This window comes from Arsukibacterium sp. UBA5043, from assembly GCA_002415085.1.
GTDB lineage: Bacteria > Pseudomonadota > Gammaproteobacteria > Enterobacterales > Alteromonadaceae > Alishewanella.
Map to the genome: position 1 here is coordinate 225,432 of DIBV01000006.1, position 21,574 is coordinate 247,005.

Here is a 21,574-nt window from a genome sequence, read left to right on the forward strand (position 1 = left end):
CTGTCCTTCTTCTAACAAGCTGGCGAGTATAACGCGGATCAGCCGTCGAGTTTCAGGTTTTTTGGGAAGCGAATATGGTAGTGCAAACCCTGACCAGGCTCACTACTGACAGTGATGCTGCCACCCAGGGTTTGGCGCACCAGATTGTAAGTAATATGGGTACCCAAGCCACTGCCGCCCTGTTCTCGCTTGGTCGTGAAGAAAGGATGAAACAGCTTCTCAAGCTGATCTGGTGACAAGCCTTTACCGTTATCCGTGAAGCGGATATCGACATTGTGGTCTTCATCCAGCACGGTGATCCGGATCAGACCCTCTTTCATATTTTCAAAACCGTGAATGAGCGAATTCATCAGTAAATTGGTGAAAATTTGTGATATTGCACCAGCCGGACAGCGCAGAATGATATTATCCGGGCAATTTACTTCTATCTGATGCTGGGTTTTTTTAAAGTTAGGCTGCAAAGAACAGATCACTTCGTTAATATATTCGGCCAGATTAATGGTGCGAATTGCCTCACTGGCCTGATCAACCGCAATTTGTTTAAAGCTGGCAATCAGTTCAGACGCCCGGCTTAAGTTTGATTGCAATAAATCGGTGCCTTGCAGTGCTTCATTAATAAAAGCCTCCAGCGTTTTCGAGGTTAGCGATTTGTCGTTAAAGGCGTGTTGCAGGCTATTAAGCTTTTCGGCCAGAAAACTGGTGGCAGTTACGCCGATACCAACAGGGGTATTCACTTCATGGGTAATACCGGCCACCAGACCACCCAGCGCGGCCATTTTTTCCGACTGCACTAACCGGTCCTGAGCTTGATTTAAATGTTCAACCAGCTGTTCAAGCTCAGTTTGTTTGCTACGTAGGGCGTCTTCGGTATGACGGCGGCGTTCAATTTCTTCGCGCAGACTTTGCTGCTTCAGTTCCAGCTCCTGTTTCTGTTGCTGCAAGTCCATCATTGCCTGGCTAAGGCCAGATGTTTTGCGGGCAACTTCCTGCTCCAGTAGCAGGTTTTGCTGGTCTAGTTTTTCATTGGAATTGAGCAATTGCTTCTGGGTATTACCTAACTGTGCTTTATAGTCCTGTACCCGGTTTATCAGTCGGTTGTAGGCATCAGCCATTAAGGTCAGTTCAGAAGACTGGCTTTTATCTACATCGACCCGGGCACCATCGAGTTGATCAAGCTCTAAGTCTTCAATTTGCCTGCTAATATCTGCCAGCGGCTCGGTAAGTTGTTTTCTAAATGCCATTAAAAACAGAATAATAAGAAAGGTGGTTTTCAGCATGGCGTTGCCAATCAGAAAATAAATACCCACTTTGATCCGATCAATCACCACGGCGCGACTGGAAAACAGTGTCACGTCGCCAACCTGGGTAGCCCGGCCTGAAAACTCAAAAATAAGCGGAAACGTATAACCGAAAATACCAGATTGTTGCTCGGTCAGCCGCACGCCTTCCCGGACCAACTGGCTGCTGAACCGTTCTTTAACATCGATGTACCGACCTAACTGGGTAATCACGGCGCCATTGTCGTCCCGGACCACAATACCTTCTACGGCAGGAATAGACAGCAGGCCATCGGCAATAATTAACGCTTGTGGCGTATTCAGCTCCCAGATAGCCCGGGTTAAGCTGCCTGAAAAAGTCTGCTGCAACGTTTCTAAGTCGCTGTTAATCAGGTTTTTTGTGTTGTAGTACTCTGCCACAATCTGTGCGACAGTAACAATTAAAGTCAGAACGAAATAGACTGACAACACCTTGGTAAGCAGATTGCGGGACAGGCTTTTTTGCTGCATGCAATAACCTTTTTTCACCGGATTATTTAATACTAAGTCTGACCTACCTTACCCAATAAAGTAGTCTTTTAAAATAGCTGATGCTAAATAAGTACAGCGGCCCTGCTAAGCATGCCGCAGACGGTCAACCGGCCTGTTATCCAAGCTTGCTAAAGGTATGCTAATTATTGGCTGGATATTGCATTATGGCGGCCATCTGTATATATTTTTTAACCAACAGATGCATTAATCCAACATAAAACAGGCAGTACTGATGGCTTTAACCGCGTTAATTTGTGACGACTCTCTTTTAGCTCGCAACCAAATGAAAAAATCTTTGCCCGGCGCATTTGATGCCGAGATTGTTACGGCCACCAATGGCCTGGAGGCACTGAACGTATTACGTAGCCAGGAAATAGGCGTGGTTTTCCTGGATCTGACAATGCCTGAATTGGATGGTGTTGGCGTACTTGAAGCGATTAAAGCGGAAAAAATGGATGTTTTTGTTATTGTGGTCTCCGCTGATATTCAGCCGGAAATGCAAAAACGGGTAATGGATCTCGGTGCACTGGCCTTTATTCATAAGCCGGTAAATACCGATAAACTCAGCGCAGTGATGCGACAGTATGGTTTGATATGACGGATTTGAGTTTTACTGAAGAGCAACGCGATTGCCTGCAGGAACTAATCAATGTGGCGATGGGGCTGGCCAGCGACAAACTGGCGCGGTTTCTTAATACCTTTGTTCATTTACAGGTACCGGCAATTGGTTTAGTGAGTGCCGCTGAAATTCCTGAACAGTTTCGCGGCCAGTATCAGGGCCTGAACAGCTCAATGATCAGCCTTGGTTTTTTTGGTGATGGTGGTTTGCGCGGTGAAACCATTTTGCTGTATCAGCTGGACAACGCCGGCAAAATTGCTGCGTTACTCGGTTATGATGACGACGCGACCAGTGAAGCTGAAATGCTGACTGATATCAGCTCGATTTTAACCACTACCTTTTTAAATGGTCTGGCAGATCAGCTGGAAAACAGCTTTTCTTACGCGGCACCGCGGATTATATCCTCACGTGATAGCGACTTTATCAGTAAACTGGAACAAACAGCATTTCACTGGCAACTGGCTTTAAAGGTGGATATTCGTTACGAGCTTACCGACTACAGCTTCGACTGCAATATGATTTTGTTGATCCCGGGTGAAGCGGTGTTGAAACTGAAAACGATTCTGGATCATGTGCTGGCGGAATTCTGATGAGTATTGACTGGCTGTCCGGTCCTTTACTGCAGCAGCTGAATAGTGGGGTGATACTGCTGAACACCCAGCTGCAAATAGTTTATATCAATCCCTATATCTGTCGCCGGGCTGACATTCAGCTGGAATCGGTGCAGGGCAAAGACATATTCAGCGTATTTACGGATGCCCCCAAAGCCTGGCTTAGTCGCAAACTAAACAGTGTGCTGAGTTTGCAAAGTCCGGCCTTCAGTTCCTGGGAACAGCGGCAGTATTTGTTTAAGTTACCCCACTTGCGGCCAGTTAGCAGTGCCAATGAGTATATGGCGCAAAACTGTAATATGTTGCCATTGACCGAACCTGTTACGGGTGAGCATTATGTGTGCTTACTGATTGAAGACGCTACCGATGCCTATGTCTATCAAAACCAGTTGCAGCAAAGCAATTTACAGTTGCAGCAGGTAAACCGGTTGGATGGCTTAACGGGTGTATTAAACCGTAATTACTGGCAGCAGCAACTTGAAGTTGAGGTACAGCGTGCGGCCCGGTATCAGCACCCGTTGTCATTACTGTTTTTTGATCTGGATAAGTTTAAACGGTTAAATGATGATTACGGCCACCAGGCTGGCGACTTGGTCTTAATTGAAGTCGCGAAATTAATCGGCAGTTTATTGCGGGAAACCGATTTATTTGGCCGTTACGGCGGCGAAGAGTTTGCCATTATACTGCCCGACACACCACTGGATGGCGCCATTGAGGTCGCTAAACGTATCTGCCGGCGGGTCGCCGCCACCCCGATTGCATACAAACAGCAAAACCTTATGACCAGTGTGAGTGTTGGTGTCAGCCAGTTCAGTAGCGCCGATAGTGCCGACGATCTTATCCAGCAAGCAGATTTAGCCTTGTATCAGGCGAAACGCAATGGCCGCAATCAGGTGGTCACTTATTATCCCGGCTTGATTGATTCCCTTAAAAAGGTAAAGACGAATTAGCGGCTATTTTTTGTTTGACAGACGTCTATAAGTCTGTGCATAGTGCTTAACATGAAAATAAGAACAGCAGACCTCACCAGCATTATTATTACCACCAGCCCCTCGGGGTAGGAGGTCGGCGGTGTGTTGTCTGTAAAAAGGCCCGTGACCTCAAATGTCACGGGTTTTTTTTACATATTTACAGGTGTTTACCTGGCCATGGTCGGCAATAACAACAAAACAACTCATTCGATGCGCAAGGAGAAAAAACATGAGAGTGCTAAAATTTGGCGGCTCGTCACTGGCATCACTGCCACGCTTTGCCGAAGTTGCGCAAATTGTGCAGCGTCAGGCCGCGGCCTGCCCGGTGTGTCTGGTGTTATCAGCGCCACAGGGCGTGACCAATATGTTGGTAGAGTTGACCGACCTCGCTTATCTGGGTTCAGATTATCAGGCGGTATTAACCGCTCTGACTGAACGTTATCAACAGCTGCTGAATGACGCCACTTCGTTATCTGCACTGCAGGTTAGCCAGGTGCAGGCCTTGTGGCAGCAGCAATTAAAGCAACTGGCGCTGCATCTGCAGGGGATAAGCCTGCTCCGGCATTGCCCGGATCATATTAAGGCGCAAATTCTGGGTTTAGGTGAGCAATTTAGTGTGGCGTTAATGACGGCGTTGCTGGGCGCGGGCAATGTTAAAGCGGTTGCCCTGGATGCAGTTTCATTGATTAAAAGCCAGGGAGATTATCTGAATGCCACGGCCGATATTGCGGGCTCAGAACAGACGCTGCAACAGGCGATTGCTGCGCACAGCGCATCGGTATACGTGATCGCCGGTTTCGTTTCCAGTAACAGTCAGGGTGAGCCAGCCTTGCTGGGGCGGAATGGCTCCGATTATTCAGCGGCCATTGTTGCCGCCAGTCTGCGGGCCAAGGCCTGTGAGATCTGGACGGATGTCGATGGCGTGTACAGCGCTGATCCACGACAGGTGAAGCAAACACGCCTGATTGACCGTTTATCATATGATGAGGCGATGGAGTTATCGTATTTTGGTGCTAAGGTACTGCACCCGAAAACTATCGGCCCGTTGGCACGTTATCAGATCCCCTGTTATATCAAAAATACCTTAAACCCGGCTGCACCAGGCACCTGTATTGATATAAGCGGCGATGGTGAGGCACTGGTGAAAGGGATATCCAGTCTGGAGCATCTGGCACTGTTTACAGTATCAGGCCCGGGGCTGAAAGGCGTGGTAGGGATGGCCAGCCGGGTGTTTGCCTCAATGGCCAGGGCGCAAATCTCCGTTAGTTTAATTACCCAGTCTTCATCCGAATTCAGTATCAGTTTTTGTGTATCGCAACTGCATCTCAATCGGGCGCAGAAAGCGCTGGAACAAGAGTTTGAGCTGGAATTACAAACCGGCTTACTGCGACCGGTAAGTATTCTGGCCGATATGGCAATTGTCAGCCTGGTGGGTGATGGTATGCGCCAGCATCGTGGCGTGGCAGCCAAGTTTTTTGCCTCGTTGGCTCAGGCCCGGGTTAATGTGGTGGCTATTGCTCAGGATAGTAGCGAGCGCTCTATCTCAGCGGTGGTTGAGCAAACGGTATGCAAAGATGCAGTAAGAGTTTGCCACGAAAATTTCTTCAGCCATATTCCCAGCATCGATGTTTTTCTGGTCGGTTGCGGTGTGGTGGGCGCTGAGTTGCTGGCCCAAATTGAACGCCAGCAAGGCTTTTTACAGCAGCGGCAGGTTAAATTAACGGTATATGGGGTCGCCAATTCCCGTCAGTTATTGCTGGCTAAAGATGGTGTGGCCCTTGGCAACTGGCAAACTGAACTGAGTGAAAGTCAGAAAAGTTTTTCACTGCAAGAGCTGTCAGACTTTGTCCGGCAGCAACATCTTACCAATCCGGTACTGGTCGATTGCACCAGTGCCGAAGCTGTTGCCAGTCAGTATGCTGATTTTCTGGCGGCTGGCTTTCATGTAGTGACCCCGAATAAAAAAGCCAACACAGCAAGCCTCGCTTACTACCGGCAGTTGCGCCAGGTGGCGCAGCAGCAACGGCGGCGGTTTTTATATGAAACCACAGTAGGCGCAGGTTTGCCGGTTATTGATACCCTGCAGGGGTTACTGAATGCCGGCGATGAATTACTGGCGTTTGAAGGGATCTTATCCGGCTCGTTATCTTATATTTTTGGTGAGATAGAGGCGGGTGGCAGTTTGTCGGCAATAACAAGTAAGGCCAAAGCGAAGGGGTTTACGGAGCCGGATCCACGTGATGATTTATCGGGAACCGATGTCGCCCGTAAATTGCTGATTATGGCGCGTGAAGCCGGCATGCCACTGGAACTCAGTGACGTTTATATTGAGCCGGTATTGCCCGCCGACTTTGACAGCAGCGGCAGCACAGATGACTTTATGGCGCGCCTACCTGCATTAGATGCCACCTTTAGCCAGCGGATAAAAGCGGCGGCTGAGCAGGGTAAAGTACTGCGATATATTGGTGAGATCCGTGATGGCAAATGCCAGGTTGCCATTAAAGCATTGGCTCAGGATCATCCGCTGGCTACGGTAAAAGACGGAGAAAATGCTCTGGCCATTCACAGCCGCTATTATCAGCCGATCCCGTTTGTGCTGCGTGGTTATGGCGCTGGTGCTGCCGTCACTTCAGCCGGCGTGTTCAGTGATATTATGCGAACCTTAAGCTGGCAGCAGCAGGTGTAACGACGATGACAAACTCTAGAATAGCCCGATATTTTGCGCCGGCGTCAACCGGTAATTTCTCGGTCGGTTTTGATTTGCTAGGCGCAGCTTTTGAACCAGTAGCAGGGGCAGCAGCAAGAGATAATTTATTTGGTGATGTGCTTGAAATATATGCTGAACAGAACGAACTCAGCTTGCAAATCAGTGGCCGTTACCGCCATCAGTTACCAGCAGACAACAGCACTAATTTAGTATTAACCTGTTTTTATGCATTTGAGCAGGCAGTTGGCAAACCTTTACCCCGGTTAGCCTTAAAATTGCAGAAAAATCTGCCGGTAGGTAGCGGGCTGGGTTCAAGTGCCTGCTCTATTGTAGTGGCGTGTTATGCCTTCAATGACTATTTTGGTCAGCCCTTAAGCCAACCGCAATTGTTACAGTTAATGGCAGAGGCTGAGGGGGGAGTCAGTGGCAGTGTGCATTTTGATAATGTCGCACCCAGTCTCCTGGGCGGCCTGCAGTTAATGTTGCCCGGTAGCAATAAACTATGCCGGACGTTGCCATGGTTCAGCCATTGGCGGGTAGTGTTAAGCTACCCAGGCACCGTATTGTCTACTAAAGCTGCCCGGGCTGTGTTACCCCGGGAGTTAAGCCTGCCGCACAGTATTGAATTTGCCGGTATGCTCAGTCGTTTTATCAGCGCATTGTATTGCCAGGACGAAAATGAGGCTATTGCTGCACTGCAAGATCTGGTGGCCGAACCTGCCCGCACTGCACTTATTCCTGAATTGCCGCAGCTTCGCACGGCATTGACGGCTAATGGTGTGCTGCATCTGGGTATTTCTGGTGCTGGCCCTACCTTATTTGCACTATGCCCGGACGATGCCACCGCGGCCCATGCTGCGGCTTATCTGCAACAGCATTATGAAAAAAATGCTGATGCCTGTACTTTGATTTGCCAATTATCAACTGCCGGCGCCAGAGCACTGACCTTGTAACCTGCCGCTGACGGCCAGAGGATTTGACAATGCAATTAACAAATTTAAAAGTAGCCACCGAACAAGTGAGCTTTTTACAGGCGGTACGCCAGGGGTTAGGGCAACAACAAGGCCTTTTTTTTCCGACCCGCTGGCCGACGCTGGATATTGATGCGTTACTGGAGATGCCATTAGTACAGCGCAGCTGCACAATTTTGGCGGCATTAATCGGCGATGAGCTGCCAGAAACTGAACTATTGGCGATGGTCGACCGTGCTTTTACTTTCCCGGCACCTTTAGTGCAAATAACAGAAAATATCAGTACATTGGAACTGTTTCACGGGCCCACTTTAGCGTTTAAAGACTTTGGTGGCCGCTTTATGGCTCAGGCATTGGCCAAAGCACAGCCAGAACCAACCACTATTGTTACCGCCACTTCAGGGGATACCGGCGCGGCGGTAGCGCATGCATTTTATGGCCAGAAAGGCGTGCAGGTCGTTATATTGTTTCCAAAAGGAAAAATCAGCAGTTTGCAGGAAAAGCTGTTTACCACTCTGGGTGACAACATTACCACGTTGGCGGTTGACGGCGATTTTGATCAGTGTCAGGCATTGGTAAAGCAGGTGTTTGACAATAAAAGTCTGGTGGACGAGTTTAATATCACCTCTGCTAACTCAATCAATATCAGTCGGCTGTTTGCGCAAATCTGCTACTATTTTGAAGCCGTGGCGCAGGTGCCAGCGGCGCAACGTCGGCACGTTGTAATATCAGTACCCAGCGGTAACTTTGGTAACCTCAGCGCAGGCCTTATTGCTAAAGCAATGGGTTTATCTGTCAAACGAATAATTGCGGCCACCAATAATAATGATACCGTGCCCCGCTATTGGCAAAGTCAGCTATGGCAGCCGAAAGCGACTATCGCTACTTTGTCCAACGCGATGGATGTCAGTGCGCCCAATAACTGGCCACGGGTCGAGGCATTGCTGGCGCAAGGTGTGATTTGCCGTGATGATATTGAGGCACTCGCGGTGGACGAAGATGATACCCAGTTGAGTATGCGGCAGTTATGGCAGCTGGGCTACGTAAGTGAACCGCATGCGGCGGTAGCTTACAAAGCGTTGAAGCGCAGTCTGGCGCCGGATGAGTTTGGTATTTTCTTTGGTACCGCGCACCCGGCAAAGTTTAAAGAGCAGGTAGAGAATATCCTGGGTAGTCCCATCCCGCTGCCGCCAGCACTCGCGGCCTGTGCAGCTGAGTCTGGACTTAGCGTCGATATTGCGGCAGACTTCTCAGCCTTAGAGCAGGTGATCAGGACCTTAAAACGCACATGACAGATTGGCAGCAAATATTGGGTGAGCAAAAGCAGCAGCCGTATTTTCAGGCGCTGCTAAATGAGGTGACAGCAATACGCAGCGCGGGGACCATAGTATACCCGCCACAGGCTGATGTATTTAATGCCTTTAAGCTTACTGAGTTCGCCCGGTTAAAAGTAGTGATACTGGGCCAAGACCCTTACCACGGGCCGAATCAGGCGCATGGTTTGGCGTTCTCGGTACGCGACGGGGTAAAAGTGCCACCCTCCCTGGCCAATATTTATAAAGAACTGGCAATGGAGTATCCTGACTTTACCCCACCAGGCCACGGTAATTTGCAAAGCTGGGCTGAACAGGGGGTGTTGCTGCTTAATACCGTATTAACCGTGATTGCCAATCAGCCAAACTCGCATCGCAAATTGGGTTGGGAGCAGTTTACCGATCAGGTAATCAGCGCCATCAGCCAGCATTGCCAAGGCGTTGTCTTTTTATTGTGGGGCAGCCATGCTCAGAAAAAAGCCCGCTTTATCGACGGTGAGCGCCATCATATTTTGACAGCACCACATCCTTCGCCATTATCAGCGCATCGTGGTTTTCTGGGTTGCGGCCATTTTCTGCAAACCAACAGCCTGCTGCAAAACAGTAACCGTGGGGCCATTAACTGGCTTTCGGTTTGCCGTTAGCATCAGTGTACTGCCACAAAAGCTATGGTATAAGCTAAAACAGCAACGCCCAATCGATGATTGGGCGTTGACGTTATAACTCGATATCAGCCAGCTCTGGCTCTATGGTCCAATCCATATCGCATAGCTCTTTTTTAAGGCGATGGCGTTCTTTTAATTCTTCGATTTCGCGCCATTTACGCTTAACAGCTTTCGGTTTAGCTGCCGGGCGTTCCAACATGTTCAGTAATTCTTCGAAGCTTTCCATAATACGGCCTCTGCTGATGTTGTTGTAATTTTCAACGAAAGTTCTACCACACTTTGTTGTAAAATAAAATAGTTAAGTGACAACAGCGTTACAGCCATGGTAAAAATTTAAATAAAAGCTCACTTAGCTTATGATGCATGCAGGTGAGTTCAGTAGGAGCAGGCATGAAAAAAGTCGCTATTGTGACCGGCGGTAGCCACGGTATTGGTTATGCCATCGTTGAAACGTTATTAAATGAACAATATCAGGTATTTAATCTGGATATTGTACCAGGTGAACTTGGCGAATACCGCGAATGTGACGTCAGTCAGGTAGCAACGGTAAAACATGTTATTCAGACTATACTGAGCACGACCGGCCGCATTGATTTACTGGTATCTAATGCCGGCCGCCATATCAGTGCCGATATCGAAGCGACTGATGAAGCCACGCTGGATACCTTGTTTGCGCTTAATGTCAAAGGAGCATACGCCGCTGTGCAGGCAGTACTGCCGCAAATGCGCAGCCAGCACAGTGGTGCTATTGTGCTAATCGCCTCAGATCAAGCCCTGATAGCCAAGAAAAATTCTTTTGCCTACAACCTGACCAAGCACGCACTGGCCTCTATGGCCAAAACCACCGCACTGGATTACGCCCGTTTTAGTATCCGGGTGAATGCCGTTTGCCCGGGTACCATTGAGACGCCGTTATTTCATCAGGCGATTGACCGCTACTGTGCCAATAGTGGCGCTGACAAAGCGGCGGTAGTAGCCGATGAAGCTGCAGAACAGCCACTGGGTCGCTTAGGTCAGCCAGAAGAAGTGGCGGCGCTGGTTGCCTTTCTGGCGAGCGACAATGCCCGCTTTATTACCGGTAGCCTGCAGGTTATTGACGGCGGCTATACCTGCCAGTGAGCGACTAGTCCAGTGAACAAACCGTCCTGTGAGTAAACAGTCCAGTGAACAAACAGTAATGAGCAAAACAGACATACAGGATATTGTCGACCCGCATCTGCATCTGTGGCAGCTAAGCGCCGGTCAGTATCACTGGCTACGATCTGGTAATGCGCCAGACTGGCAGGATAAAGCCCTGTTGCAGCATGATTACTTAGTTTCTCAGCTTGAGCTGGCGCCGTCTTTTCGCCTGGTTGGTCTGGTACATATTGAGGCAGGTTTTGATAACAGCGCACCCCAGCGCGAACTGGTCTGGCTGGCGGAGCAACACCTGGCCTTACCCCATAAGGCCGTAGCCTTTTTAGACTGCAGTCTGGGGCTACCGCAGGTACTGGCAAATTTACAGGCACTGCTGCCTTATCAGCCGGCCGGGGTGCGGCATATTTTTGAAGGCGATGATGAGCGCTGGTTACATGCGCCGCAGTTGCTGCAACTTGCCAGCGAGTTAGCCAGGCACAACCTTGTGCTGGAAATTCAATGCACCCTGGCCAGCGCTAAAAACGTCGCCAGAATTCAGCAGGTAGCAGAGGCGTTTCCTGCTTTAAAACTGGTGTTAAACCATGCCGGTTTAGTAAAGCCTGATAATTTTTCTCAGTGGCAAGCAGGCATGCGCCAATTGGCACTGCTGCCCAATGTCGCGATGAAACTGTCTGGTTGGGAGCTGTTAAATGCCGGTCGCTACAGTACGGCAGAGCCCATATGGCAGCAGCAGGTATTCGCTGCCGTGCTAAGTGAATGGCCAGCTGAACGGCTGATGCTCGCCAGTAACTTCCCACTGTGTTTATGGCAGGGCAGTTATCTGCAGCTGTGGCAGCGTTATTACCAGTTACTGACCAATCTAGGGCTTAGCCGCACTGGCTGGCAGCAATTAAGTGCCGGCACAGCCAGTGCCTGGTATCGGCTTAGTACAATTTAATCAGCCGTTGGCAAGTTATTTAATCTCTACCCGTTGCGAGCGCATTACGATTTCATCGTTCAGCTCTATACCGATACCCGGCGCTTCTGATACCTGAAAAAAGCCGTTTACCGGTTGCGGATCCTGAATACAGAGTTCGCGGTTCCACTTTTTAATGGCATAAGTATGGTGCTCATGGATTAAAAAGTTGGGTATCGCGGTTTCAAGATGCAGCGCGGCAGCAGTGGCTACCGGGCCGCCGCAGACATGGGCCTGAATACGCACGTCAAAAATATCGGCGTAATCACACACTTTTTTAGTTTCGGTAAAGCCACCACACAGGCCGATATCCGGCTGCAGTACGTCAATGCTCTGATCTTCCAGATAAGGCCGCACACCCCAGCGGTTATACAGCCGCTCGCCGCCGGCAATCGGTACTGCCACTTTGTCGGCAACCTTGGCATGTAAAGAGTGGTTCAGGTAATTTACCGGCTCTTCAAAGAACATACAGTCAAATTCTTTGGCAATTTCGCCAATTTGAATAGCCGAGGTTGCACCTGGCAGGCTGTGGCATTCGAAAATAATATCGACTTCATCACCGACCGCATCACGGATAGCCTGCATTCTGGCCCGATACAGTTTCATTTCAGTGCGAGAGATAATATTGGTACGGTCATAGTAAGTGTTGCCGTCTTTGTCATACTGAATAGGGTCAACTTTTACCGCGTCATAGCCTTCAGCCATGGCTTTTAACGCGGCTTCAGCATACTGCTCAGGATGGACCAGCGCTTTAAATTCCGGGCCCCAGTCAAACTGCAGCTGTGAGGCGTAAGTACGCAGCTTGTCGTTAACTTTGCCGCCCAGCAGCTGATATACCGGTAAATTAAGTGCTTTACCTTTAATATCCCACAACGCGGTATCAATCGCGCTCATCGCTGAATAAATAACCGGACCGCCGCCCAGGCCCCAGAAGCTTTCGCGCAGCATCCGCGACCAGAGCTTTTCAGTTTGAAACGGATCATGACCAATTAAAAACGCTTCAGCCATTTCTTTGATCATCGCTGCGGCCGCACTGTGGCCTAAATCATAGGCCAGGCCGGCTTCACCGATGCCGCTGATGCCCTCATCAGTATGAATTCTGACAAAAACCGGGGTCCAGGCCGGGCGATCCGGACAATAAATATCAAATACTTCAACGCGGGTAACTTTCATTGAGACTCCTGTTTAGCCGCAAACGGCTACTGAGCAAAACCGGGATCAAGCCGATAGGCTTTGCGCAACATCGCTGGCCAGGCTAACTGGCCGCCGGTGCTGCCACTGTGCACCACTTTAGCTTGCTTGCTGATATTATCGATTATCGTCTGCGCTACCGGTATTGCCGGCTGGCCGCTGGCTTGCAGCGCCAGTTGAATTTCACAAGCGCGCTGTAAATCATAAAAGCGCATAAACGCATCACCGACGGTTGGGCCGACGGTTAAGCCGCCATGGTTTACCAGCAGCATATGATTGTGCTGGCCTAAATCAGTTTGGAGGCGGGCTTTCTCATCCTGATTAACTGCTAAGCCTTCATACTGGTGATAGGCCAGAGAGCCTAAGGAAAACATTGCATATTGGCTGAGGGGCTGCAAGCCGTGCTGCTGGCTGGCAACGGCGATGGTTTCTTTGGTATGCAGGTGAATAACGCAGTGGGCGTCGGGTCTCACTTGATGAATAGCACTGTGAATAGTAAAGCCGGCCGGGTTAATCTGAAACGGCGTGTCGTCCAGAATATTGCCGTCTAAATCGACTTTTACCAGATTAGAGGCGGTAACTTCATCAAAAGTCAGGCCAAAGGCATTCACTAAATAATGTTCGGTGCCGGGTAGTCTTGCTGATAAGTGAGTATAGATGAGATCACCCCAGCGGTGATGCTCTGCCAGCCGGTAACAGGCCGCTAAATCCAACCGCAGCTGCCATTCTTCAGCACTGACTTTGGACTGTAAATTGAGTTTGGGTAAAGATTGCAACGCGTTACCTCCGGCAAGCCCTTCAGGCTGCAAATAGATGTTCAGAAGTCTAAGGGAGTTGGCAGGGGGGATCAATGGCAGAGCTTAAATAAAGTAGTGGCAGCAGCACTACCCGGACAGCAGTGCTGCCCGGGCGGCATGTCGTTATTATTCTTTGCCAGCTAACTCAAAGCGGTAAACTGCCGCCGCTTCACTCTGGTCGGGCAGACGTTCAGCCGGAATAACCATCACCTCACCACCGTGCCGGATTACCTGCAGCACCAGTTCTTCCAGTAGATCCGGATGCTCGTTGCTGGCGTGGTATTTATCTACCTTCGCCACGTCAAGCCGGCCTTTACCGACCAGTAAAGTAGCAATCCGGCCCATTTGGGCGGCCTGCTCAATGTCAGCCAGTTTATTGGAAGCCAGCCCCTGATTTGCTGACTGGTTGTATTGTTGCAACATGGCGTCAACTTTCTGCTGGTACGGCTTTTCCATAAGCTGCCAGCACTGCTGGCGTAATTTGCTGGTATCCAGATCGCTTAAATCGACAGTGACACCGTCAGCCAGCAGATTAGAGTTGTGACTGACTTCGCGGAAAAACCCTTGGTTTTCTGGCAACGCCGCTAAAATCAGGGGCAATGCCGAAGGCTGGGAGTGATGCTCAGTAATGGCTTTATCGACTGCCCGGAAGTAACGCTTGCGGTCAATATCGATTTCTTGCTGCTTATCGTTGCCTCCGGATTCGTGGGCATAAAGATCGCCGCGATCGCTGGTTGCACCAAAACCCTGGTGATAGCCGGTTTGATCAGATGGGGTCAGTTCATGTCCCAAAGCCTGCTCTTTGGTTGTCGGCACATCAGAATGAAGCGACACTTCATTTATCGTATCGCGGTTACCTGCAAACAAACGGATGCTGTCCCGGCTTAAACACAACACCTGATAGTTTTCCGTGCTCTGAGTCAGCCGGATTAGCGGCGAGATATAAGGATGGTCACAGACAAAGGTGCGGCCTGCCACTGGCTGTTCCAGCTGCAGCACTTTAAAAAAAGCATCGGTTGCAAATACCGCCAGACCATTTTGCGGATGCTGCCAGAACTCCTGATCATCCTGCAGTTTTTCAAAGCCCTGCATTAGTTTGGCATGGTTAGCATCAGGATACTGCTGTTGCAGTTTCTCTGATAATTCCGACAGCAGATTTTTAAACAAAATCGGGTTTTCATTGCGCTGGGGAAAGCTGCGGTGGGTTGGCATATATAATGACAGACACACCGTGTCCTGGATGTTCATCAGTTCGTTAATGGTATTGTTGCTTAATTGTTCACTCATAACAGTATCCTCCGTTGCTTCGGAAAAATTCAGACAACCAGCCGTGACCAGCGGCCATATTGGCTTTGTACCGGTCCTTTCGGGATGCTGGCTGCCATAATCAGTGCGCTGGCCAGTAAAGTTGCAATGGTAATGCTGGTACTGGCCGGGATAACAAAGGCACAAATCATTAACGCCAGCGCCAGAAACAGGTTAATAAACCTCAGGGCGCGGCCACTTTCCGCCAGGGCAATCACCGAAATGGTAATGATCAGCGCGCCCAGCAGGTGGTGGGCATCTGCCATAGCGCCTTCGACGCCCAGCAAGAGCCGGCTGAACATCAACAGTACACCGAGCACTGTGCAGATAAGTAATCCTGGGCACCACCAGCGCACGCCACCGCCAAAAACTGCCTGAATGACGTGCTTAGGCGAATCGGCAAAATCATCCTGATCCCGTCTGCCATCATCGTCATCGGTGTCGCCGACAAAAAATACCCGTAGGACAGACTGTCCCTGTTGCTGTCGGCGCTTCAGAAATTGACAAGTGGCAATCAGCTCATCGAGTGAAAATGGAATTTGCAGCAGCATAACCGTAGCGGCAATCAGGCACAGGGTGCACCAGGTATTGAGAATAATAGGCTGAATAATAATAAAGGTAATGGATATCACACCCATTGGCACAATCAGAAAACCAAACAAAATTACCAGCCAGGGCATGGTACGCCAGCGGCTGCGCGAGCCTGCCAGCCCCACCAGTATTTCAAACAAATACACCAGTGCGCCAGCGCCGGCATCGGGTACTGGCCAGGCCTCCGACACTGAAGAGGTGATAATTTCAGCGGTACCATTTTTACCATCACCGGCAATGGCGCCGGCAAAAAACGGATCCCAGATGGCATCGATATGGCCCAGCTGATAAGCCGCCATATAGGCTGAGATAAAAAAACCGATAAATGCCAGGATAATAATGGGTAGGCGCTGATACCAGGTTGAAGGCGAATAAGACCAGCCCGGGGGAATGTCCGGGCCTGTCATCACGGCCACCGGCGATACCCCGGGAGCCGGACGCAATAACACCGAGAAGGCAATCACCATGGCGCCGATCATGGTACTGTTTAAATACACTGCAGGCTCTGGTGTCCAGAACCACAGCGGTGCAGTGAGCACCCAGCAGCCGATAGCCGCACTGGCCCAGCGGGTAGCAGGCAGGCGCCATGATAATGACAGTGTTGCCACTATCATCAGCAACACGCCTGAGATTAAATCACTGTAAATCTGGGCGTCAGACTGATAATTAAGCCTCGGAACAGAGCCGATTAACCAGGCACCCAGGCCAATATTAAACATCGGGCCCCACAGGTTACGGCTGTATTCCCGGCGGTACCAGCTTTCGTGGCGTTTACGCAGGGTTTCCGGATTGTCGGTAAGCTCTTCTGCTTCTTTCAGCCAGTCGGGCGGGCGGATGCCATTATCCTGATACCAGGCAATGGGGTCTTTTTTCAGTTGCCTAACCATTTGCGGTAGCATATCGCTGAGTTTATGCCGAGGCTGCCACTCCAGTAACTGATTAGCGAGGCTGATATCCAGCGCATAATGATCGGATGCCAGTTCAATTAAAAACGGCCTGATAAACGGCTGTTCGCCATGATCGATGGCATCAGGTACCACAGGCTCGGCTTTCAGCTGCAGCCAGGCACCGACTTTGGCGACCGGCTGCGGCAAACTGATGGTGTGCCAGCTTTGCTCCCCGTGAATTAACTTGCCAAGCTGGTCTTGTAGTACACTGTAGCTCAGCGTTTCAGCTTCGCCTGCCAATATGGTGCAGTCCTCTGGTAATTGATTGCGCCGCTCTACGCAGCGTCTGAACAGCGCTATCATATCGTTCTGGTGAATATACGACTGGCCGGCATCCAGATCGCCGGCATATAAATGAGATTTCAGATCCCGTTCGTAAATGCGGGCCATCTGATGGCTCAGGGTTGGCACGGCGTTATGCTCGCTATACAGGCCGGCCAGATGCAAAAATGTGCACGGAATGCCGTTACAATGCCGGCGAATAGTAGCTTCCGTCTCCGCTTTTGATTGCGGGTAGGCCCATTTTGGCGCTATCGGTGTTGACTCGCTGACTTTATCACCCGGAGTCACCGGCTGATGGACCAGCATGGTGCCGGAATAAATAAATCGTTCCACCGTAAAGTCAGCCAGCGCAGCCAGCAATTTTTCTGACCCTTTAACATTAACTTCGTCATACAGCGGCGATTGCTCACCGGTGAAATCAAAATAGGCAGCCAGATGAATGACGGCAGCTATATGTTCGCCGTACTGTTCGCGGAAATGATGAAATGCCAGCGCCAGAGAGTCTGCAGACGTCAGATCAGCGACCAGAGTGTTTTCAGCCTCATCTCTGTCCATGCCGACCACTTGATAATCCGGGCGCAGACTGTCTGCCAGGGCGGTGCCAATACTTCCGCCTGAACCGGTGATCAGTACCACGGGCTTATGCTCTGTCTGCTTCGCCGATACGGCTTTATTGTTGTCGGTGTCTTGCCGGTTGTTGCTATCAGAATGTTTAGCGTTAATAGTATATCCTCCTGTCTGACTGGGGTCGCTAACAGCAGTTGCCGGTTACGTCACGATACGGGCAGAGAGAAATATGTTTAACTAGAAGCGTAGTCGATGTTTGTCGGGTTAACCAAACAGCGCGCATAATAAAAAACACCGCTTTGCCGGAACAAAAGCGGTGTTTTATTGTTTTGCAACAGTGCTCTGGTTAGTGCTTAGCGGCCAGAAACGTCTTAATTAACGCTGTGGTAGAGCCATCAAAGCTGTGATGGCTGTTACCGGTCAGAGTTTGATAAATCGGACCGGATAATTGCTTGCCAAGCTCCACTCCCCATTGATCAAAACTGTTTAGTTGCCAGATTGCCCCCTGACAGAATACTTTATGTTCGTACAGCGCTATCAGCGCCCCTAAATAGTAGGGCGATAACTCGGGCAGCAGTAGGGTATTACTGGGCTTATTGCCCGGCGAGACTTTATGTGGTGCCAGGGCTTTTGCCTGTTGCTCGTTCATGCCCTGGGCCAGACATTCTGCCGTTGCTTCCTGCAGCGTTTTGCCCTGCATTAACGCCTGGGTCTGGGCAAAGCAGTGCGCTGCCAGACGGCTGTGCTGGTCCTGCAGCGGGTGCCTGGCCTTTAGTGGCAGAATAAAATCAGCCGGTACCGTCAGCGCACTCTGATGCAATAGCTGGTGATAGGCATGTTGACCATTGGTGCCGGCATCGCCCCAAATTACCGGTGCAGTTGCATAGGGTAAGGCGTTACCGTCGCGTCCGACACCTTTGCCGTTACTTTCCATATCGAGTTGCTGGACGTATGAGGGCAGTAAGCGTAAATAATGGCTGTACGGTAACAGCGCCTGCGCCTGACAGTTGTGGCCGTTAATATACCAGACACCAAGCAATGCCATAATCACCGGCATATTCTGGGCAAAAGGGGCATTAAAAAAATGCTGGTCCATCGCTGCCGCACCGGCTAACAGCTGACTAAATTGCTGGTTGCCAATCATCAGGGCCACTGGTAAACCAATGGCGGACCATAAGGAATAGCGCCCACCAACCCAGTCCCACATCGGCAGAATGTTTTTCTGTTCAATGCCAAATTCGGCCGCTGCAGCAATGTTGGACGAGGTCGCCCAAAAGTGATGGCCAATGGCCTTTTTATCGGCACCGTGGTCTGTAAACCACTGGCGGATGGCCAAGGCATTTTGTTTGGTTTCTTCGGTGCCAAAAGATTTTGATGCCACCACAACCAGGGTGGTGGCAGGGTCTAACCCGGCGAGGATATCACTAACTACAGCACCATCAATATTACCGGCAAAATGCAGTTTAACCGGACTACAGTGATAAGGGGTCAGTGCTTCAACTGCCATCTGTGGCCCCAGTAACGAGCCGCCAATACCTACCCATATCAGATCAGTAATGGCGCGGCCCTGGTAACCCAGATATTGCTGCTGATGCAGGGTATCTATCAGCGCCGCCATTCTGGCCCGGCAATCGTTGATTTGCTGGCCAATGTCTTCGCCATTTAACATCAGACCACTGACATCCTGCTGCCGTAATCGGGTATGCCACACTGGCCGCTGCTCAGTATTGTTTATCGCGGTACCATCAAGCATTTGCTGTCGCAACTTACTGATATCACTGTCAACTGCCAGCTGCTGCAACGCCTGCCAGCTGGTGTCGTCAATCAGGTTTTTGGCATAATCCAGGGTAATACCACACGCTTTGGTGCTGTAGCGCGCTGCCCGTTTTGGATCGTTGTTAAAGGCAGCACGCAAACTAGCACTTGGTGCAGCAAGTGAGCGTAGCTGGTTCAGACGATCGGTAACACTGCCCGACATAAAGTACTCCTGTGCTGCTGGTAAAATGATCAATACGGCTGCTGCTTATAGTTGTCCGCCAATTAACTGCTCCAGCTTGCGCTGATCAATTGCAAACTTACGGATCCCTTCTGCCAGTTTTTCTGTTGCCATGGCATCTTCATTCAGCATCCAGCGGAACTCACTCTCAGTCAACGCAGGTAGCTTGGCTGTCTTAGCGCCACCATCAACCAGTTTTACCTCAAGGGTGCCACTTTGCTGACTTAATTCGTCCAGTAAAGCAGGACTGATGGTCAGCCGGTCACAGCCGGCCAGTGCCAGTACTTCGCCGGTGTTACGAAAACTGGCGCCCATGACCACAGTGGGGTAACCATGTTCTTTATAAAAGTGATAAATATCCCGCACCGACAACACGCCCGGATCGGTCTCGGCGGTATAGTCCTGCTTGGTATTGGCTTTGTACCAATCGAGAATACGACCGACAAAAGGCGAAATAAGGTAAGCACCTGCCTCAGCACATGCGCGGGCCTGGGCCATATGAAACAGCAGGGTAAGGTTGCACTGGATCCCTTGCTGCTCTAACTGCCTGGCAGCCTGGATACCTTCCCAGGTAGAGGCTATTTTAATCAGGATCCGTTCGGTACTTATCCCGTTTTGCTGATACAACTCTATCAGTTGCAGGGCTTTGGCGACCGTGGCGGCGGTATCAAAGGATAAGCGGGCATCCACTTCGGTCGATACCCGGCCAGGCACCAGCTTACTGATTGCGGTACCGACATCCACCGCAAACTTATCACAAGCGAGTTCCAGCACTGCGGCTTTATCGCTGGCATGCGCTTTGGCGTAGCTGATAGCACTGGCCAGCATTGGCCTGGCAAAATCAAGCTGACTGGCATTCAGTAATAGTGACGGGTTAGTGGTGGCATCTACCGGCCGGAACTGTTCAATGGCACCTAAATCACCACTGTCTACCACGACGGTAGTGACGTCTTTAAGTTGGCTTAATAAATCACTCATATTGTTTAATTACCATTTTTTTGAAGTATTCTAGAGTTATTAACGATTCCAGGCAATAAATGTAGGAATATTACTACAAAATGGTCGGGTGTCAGCCCGTTTCCAGAAAAAGCGTTGCACCGTTCTCGCTAAGTTACTATATTGCCATGGCGCTGTTTCAGCACCATTGATGCTCAGGGTTAGTGTTTATTGATCACCTTAGCACAGGATGCAAATGTTCGTGCAATGCCAGCTTGTTAAAACAGAAAAATTGTTGCCGCACTAAGCGCTCATCCTCGCTCTGGGTCAGTTAGCGTCTGGCCACGTACAAGTCGTTTTACTCAGATGAATTCGCAATACAGGTACTGTTTATGTTGATGGTTGTTTCCCCGGCAAAAGATCTTGATGCAAACCCGGTTTCACTGAAGCTGGCTACCACGATGCCCGCGCTGTTGCCCGAGGCTGCAGAACTGGCGGCTATTTGTAAAAAACTCAGCCCGGCTGAGCTCGGTTCGCTGATGCATATCAGTGACAAGCTGGCCGGTTTAAATGCCGCCCGTTTCAGTCAGTGGCACCAGAATTATGCTGCTGATGAAGCCAAAGCAGCATTGTTTATGTTTAACGGTGATGTATACCAGGGGCTGGATGCAGCAAGCCTCAGCACCAAACAGTTGCAGTTTGCCCAGCAACATCTGCGAATTTTGAGCGGCTTATATGGCGTGTTGCGGCCGCTGGATTTAATGCTGCCATACCGGCTGGAAATGGGTACTAAATTAGCCAACGCAGCCGGCAAAGATTTATATGCCTTCTGGCAGCAGCAGATCACCGATAATCTGAACAGACAACTTACTGAGTTAAACGCCGGGGTATTGCTGAATCTGGCATCGCAGGAATATTTTAAAGCGGTTAAACCCAAAATGCTGCAGGCCAGAGTGATAACCCCGGTATTTAAAGATTTTAAAAACGGACAGTATAAAATTATCAGCTTTTTTGCCAAAAAAGCCCGTGGCCTGATGGCGCGCTATGTCATTGAGCAGCAACTTACTGATCCAAAATCAATAACTGATTTTAATCTGGCCGGTTATCAGTACAGTCAACAGGACTCAAGCGCCGATAAACCAGTGTTTTTGCGCCAGCAATCTGAATAATTCAGCAAAGCATCAATAAGGCGCTTAGGCTTTGCC

At 50.1% G+C, this 21,574-nt stretch carries 18 protein-coding genes; 10 read left to right on the forward strand and 8 right to left on the reverse strand.

The window, feature by feature from the left end; all coding sequences use genetic code 11:
• Positions 1-38 precede the first annotated feature (38 nt).
• On the reverse strand, positions 39-1,787 hold the full coding sequence (locus B2Q61_RS07605) for a sensor histidine kinase (protein WP_290619066.1): 1,749 nt from the start codon (positions 1,785-1,787) through the stop codon (positions 39-41).
• A gap of 253 nt (positions 1,788-2,040) precedes the next feature.
• Here B2Q61_RS07605 and B2Q61_RS07610 point away from each other — a divergent pair, with 253 nt between their 5' ends.
• From B2Q61_RS07610 to ung, 7 genes are all read left to right on the forward strand, one after another.
• Positions 2,041-2,406: a response regulator gene (locus B2Q61_RS07610; protein WP_290619065.1), complete on the forward strand. Its 366-nt coding sequence runs from the start codon at positions 2,041-2,043 to the stop codon at positions 2,404-2,406.
• Positions 2,403-3,017, forward strand: a complete 615-nt coding sequence (locus B2Q61_RS07615; protein ID WP_290619064.1) for a chemotaxis protein — start codon at positions 2,403-2,405, stop codon at positions 3,015-3,017. Before B2Q61_RS07610 ends, B2Q61_RS07615 begins: the two co-directional genes overlap by 4 nt.
• Positions 3,017-3,988 (forward strand): sensor domain-containing diguanylate cyclase, encoded by a 972-nt coding sequence (locus B2Q61_RS07620; protein WP_290619063.1) that lies wholly within the window; start codon positions 3,017-3,019, stop codon positions 3,986-3,988. The genes B2Q61_RS07615 and B2Q61_RS07620 overlap by 1 nt, the downstream gene beginning before the upstream one ends.
• A gap of 154 nt (positions 3,989-4,142) precedes the next feature.
• Entirely contained in the window at positions 4,143-6,695 is a 2,553-nt protein-coding gene (thrA, locus tag B2Q61_RS07625) for a bifunctional aspartate kinase/homoserine dehydrogenase I (protein WP_290619062.1), read from the forward strand.
• A 5-nt stretch (positions 6,696-6,700) separates the two neighbouring features.
• A complete protein-coding gene (gene thrB, locus B2Q61_RS07630; RefSeq protein ID WP_290619061.1) occupies positions 6,701-7,669 on the forward strand; it encodes a homoserine kinase in 969 nt (322 codons plus the stop codon).
• A gap of 29 nt (positions 7,670-7,698) precedes the next feature.
• The gene (gene thrC, locus B2Q61_RS07635) at positions 7,699-8,979 is read left to right on the forward strand and encodes a threonine synthase (RefSeq protein ID WP_290619060.1); all 1,281 of its coding nucleotides are present in this window, start codon (positions 7,699-7,701) and stop codon (positions 8,977-8,979) included.
• The gene (gene ung / locus B2Q61_RS07640; RefSeq protein ID WP_290619059.1) at positions 8,976-9,644 is read left to right on the forward strand and encodes a uracil-DNA glycosylase; all 669 of its coding nucleotides are present in this window, start codon (positions 8,976-8,978) and stop codon (positions 9,642-9,644) included. Before thrC ends, ung begins: the two co-directional genes overlap by 4 nt.
• Before the next feature lie 73 nt (positions 9,645-9,717).
• Here ung and B2Q61_RS07645 read toward each other — a convergent pair whose 3' ends face one another.
• Positions 9,718-9,891 (reverse strand): DUF3545 family protein, encoded by a 174-nt coding sequence (locus B2Q61_RS07645; protein WP_290619057.1) that lies wholly within the window; start codon positions 9,889-9,891, stop codon positions 9,718-9,720.
• A gap of 164 nt (positions 9,892-10,055) precedes the next feature.
• On the opposite strand from B2Q61_RS07645, the gene B2Q61_RS07650 reads away from it, so the two are divergent.
• Together B2Q61_RS07650 and B2Q61_RS07655 are read left to right on the forward strand one after the other, a co-directional pair.
• Complete coding sequence (locus tag B2Q61_RS07650; RefSeq protein WP_290619055.1) at positions 10,056-10,784, forward strand: SDR family NAD(P)-dependent oxidoreductase; 729 nt, start codon at positions 10,056-10,058, stop codon at positions 10,782-10,784.
• Positions 10,785-10,842: 58 nt separating this feature from the next.
• Entirely contained in the window at positions 10,843-11,739 is an 897-nt protein-coding gene (locus B2Q61_RS07655) for an amidohydrolase family protein (RefSeq protein ID WP_290619053.1), read from the forward strand.
• Positions 11,740-11,754: 15 nt separating this feature from the next.
• Here B2Q61_RS07655 and B2Q61_RS07660 read toward each other — a convergent pair whose 3' ends face one another.
• The 6 genes from B2Q61_RS07660 to tal all read right to left on the reverse strand — a co-directional run bounded on the left by B2Q61_RS07660 (position 11,755) and on the right by tal (position 20,411).
• A complete protein-coding gene (locus tag B2Q61_RS07660; RefSeq protein WP_290619051.1) occupies positions 11,755-12,930 on the reverse strand; it encodes a mandelate racemase/muconate lactonizing enzyme family protein in 1,176 nt (391 codons plus the stop codon).
• Positions 12,931-12,956: 26 nt separating this feature from the next.
• A complete protein-coding gene (locus B2Q61_RS07665) occupies positions 12,957-13,724 on the reverse strand; it encodes a class II aldolase/adducin family protein (RefSeq protein ID WP_290619049.1) in 768 nt (255 codons plus the stop codon).
• A gap of 147 nt (positions 13,725-13,871) precedes the next feature.
• Positions 13,872-15,032: a hypothetical protein gene (locus B2Q61_RS07670; protein ID WP_290619047.1), complete on the reverse strand. Its 1,161-nt coding sequence runs from the start codon at positions 15,030-15,032 to the stop codon at positions 13,872-13,874.
• A gap of 29 nt (positions 15,033-15,061) precedes the next feature.
• Entirely contained in the window at positions 15,062-17,506 is a 2,445-nt protein-coding gene (locus B2Q61_RS07675; protein ID WP_290619045.1) for a vitamin K epoxide reductase family protein, read from the reverse strand.
• Between the two features lie 277 nt (positions 17,507-17,783).
• Positions 17,784-19,415, reverse strand: coding sequence for a glucose-6-phosphate isomerase (pgi, locus tag B2Q61_RS07680; RefSeq protein WP_290619043.1), 1,632 nt, complete (start codon positions 19,413-19,415; stop codon positions 17,784-17,786).
• Between the two features lie 45 nt (positions 19,416-19,460).
• Entirely contained in the window at positions 19,461-20,411 is a 951-nt protein-coding gene (tal, locus tag B2Q61_RS07685; protein WP_290619041.1) for a transaldolase, read from the reverse strand.
• A gap of 350 nt (positions 20,412-20,761) precedes the next feature.
• On the opposite strand from tal, the gene yaaA reads away from it, so the two are divergent.
• Positions 20,762-21,538: a peroxide stress protein YaaA gene (gene yaaA, locus B2Q61_RS07690; RefSeq protein ID WP_290619040.1), complete on the forward strand. Its 777-nt coding sequence runs from the start codon at positions 20,762-20,764 to the stop codon at positions 21,536-21,538.
• The last annotated feature ends 36 nt before the right edge of the window (positions 21,539-21,574 follow it).

What these genes read in the sequence shown, in the direction of transcription:
- thrB (WP_290619061.1), top strand. Translation starts at nt 6,701, where the DNA reads ATGACAAACTCTAGAATAGCCCGATATTTTGCGCCGGCGTCAACCGGT.
- pgi (WP_290619043.1), bottom strand. Translation starts at nt 19,415, where the DNA reads ATGTCGGGCAGTGTTACCGATCGTCTGAACCAGCTACGCTCACTTGCT.
- B2Q61_RS07670 (WP_290619047.1), bottom strand. Translation starts at nt 15,032, where the DNA reads ATGAGTGAACAATTAAGCAACAATACCATTAACGAACTGATGAACATC.
- B2Q61_RS07645 (WP_290619057.1), bottom strand. Translation starts at nt 9,891, where the DNA reads ATGGAAAGCTTCGAAGAATTACTGAACATGTTGGAACGCCCGGCAGCT.
- yaaA (WP_290619040.1), top strand. Translation starts at nt 20,762, where the DNA reads ATGTTGATGGTTGTTTCCCCGGCAAAAGATCTTGATGCAAACCCGGTT.
- B2Q61_RS07620 (WP_290619063.1), top strand. Translation starts at nt 3,017, where the DNA reads ATGAGTATTGACTGGCTGTCCGGTCCTTTACTGCAGCAGCTGAATAGT.
- thrA (WP_290619062.1), top strand. Translation starts at nt 4,143, where the DNA reads ATGTCACGGGTTTTTTTTACATATTTACAGGTGTTTACCTGGCCATGG.
- B2Q61_RS07650 (WP_290619055.1), top strand. Translation starts at nt 10,056, where the DNA reads ATGAAAAAAGTCGCTATTGTGACCGGCGGTAGCCACGGTATTGGTTAT.
- tal (WP_290619041.1), bottom strand. Translation starts at nt 20,411, where the DNA reads ATGAGTGATTTATTAAGCCAACTTAAAGACGTCACTACCGTCGTGGTA.
- ung (WP_290619059.1), top strand. Translation starts at nt 8,976, where the DNA reads ATGACAGATTGGCAGCAAATATTGGGTGAGCAAAAGCAGCAGCCGTAT.
- B2Q61_RS07655 (WP_290619053.1), top strand. Translation starts at nt 10,843, where the DNA reads ATGAGCAAAACAGACATACAGGATATTGTCGACCCGCATCTGCATCTG.
- B2Q61_RS07615 (WP_290619064.1), top strand. Translation starts at nt 2,403, where the DNA reads ATGACGGATTTGAGTTTTACTGAAGAGCAACGCGATTGCCTGCAGGAA.
- thrC (WP_290619060.1), top strand. Translation starts at nt 7,699, where the DNA reads ATGCAATTAACAAATTTAAAAGTAGCCACCGAACAAGTGAGCTTTTTA.
- B2Q61_RS07660 (WP_290619051.1), bottom strand. Translation starts at nt 12,930, where the DNA reads ATGAAAGTTACCCGCGTTGAAGTATTTGATATTTATTGTCCGGATCGC.
- B2Q61_RS07610 (WP_290619065.1), top strand. Translation starts at nt 2,041, where the DNA reads ATGGCTTTAACCGCGTTAATTTGTGACGACTCTCTTTTAGCTCGCAAC.
- B2Q61_RS07605 (WP_290619066.1), bottom strand. Translation starts at nt 1,787, where the DNA reads ATGCAGCAAAAAAGCCTGTCCCGCAATCTGCTTACCAAGGTGTTGTCA.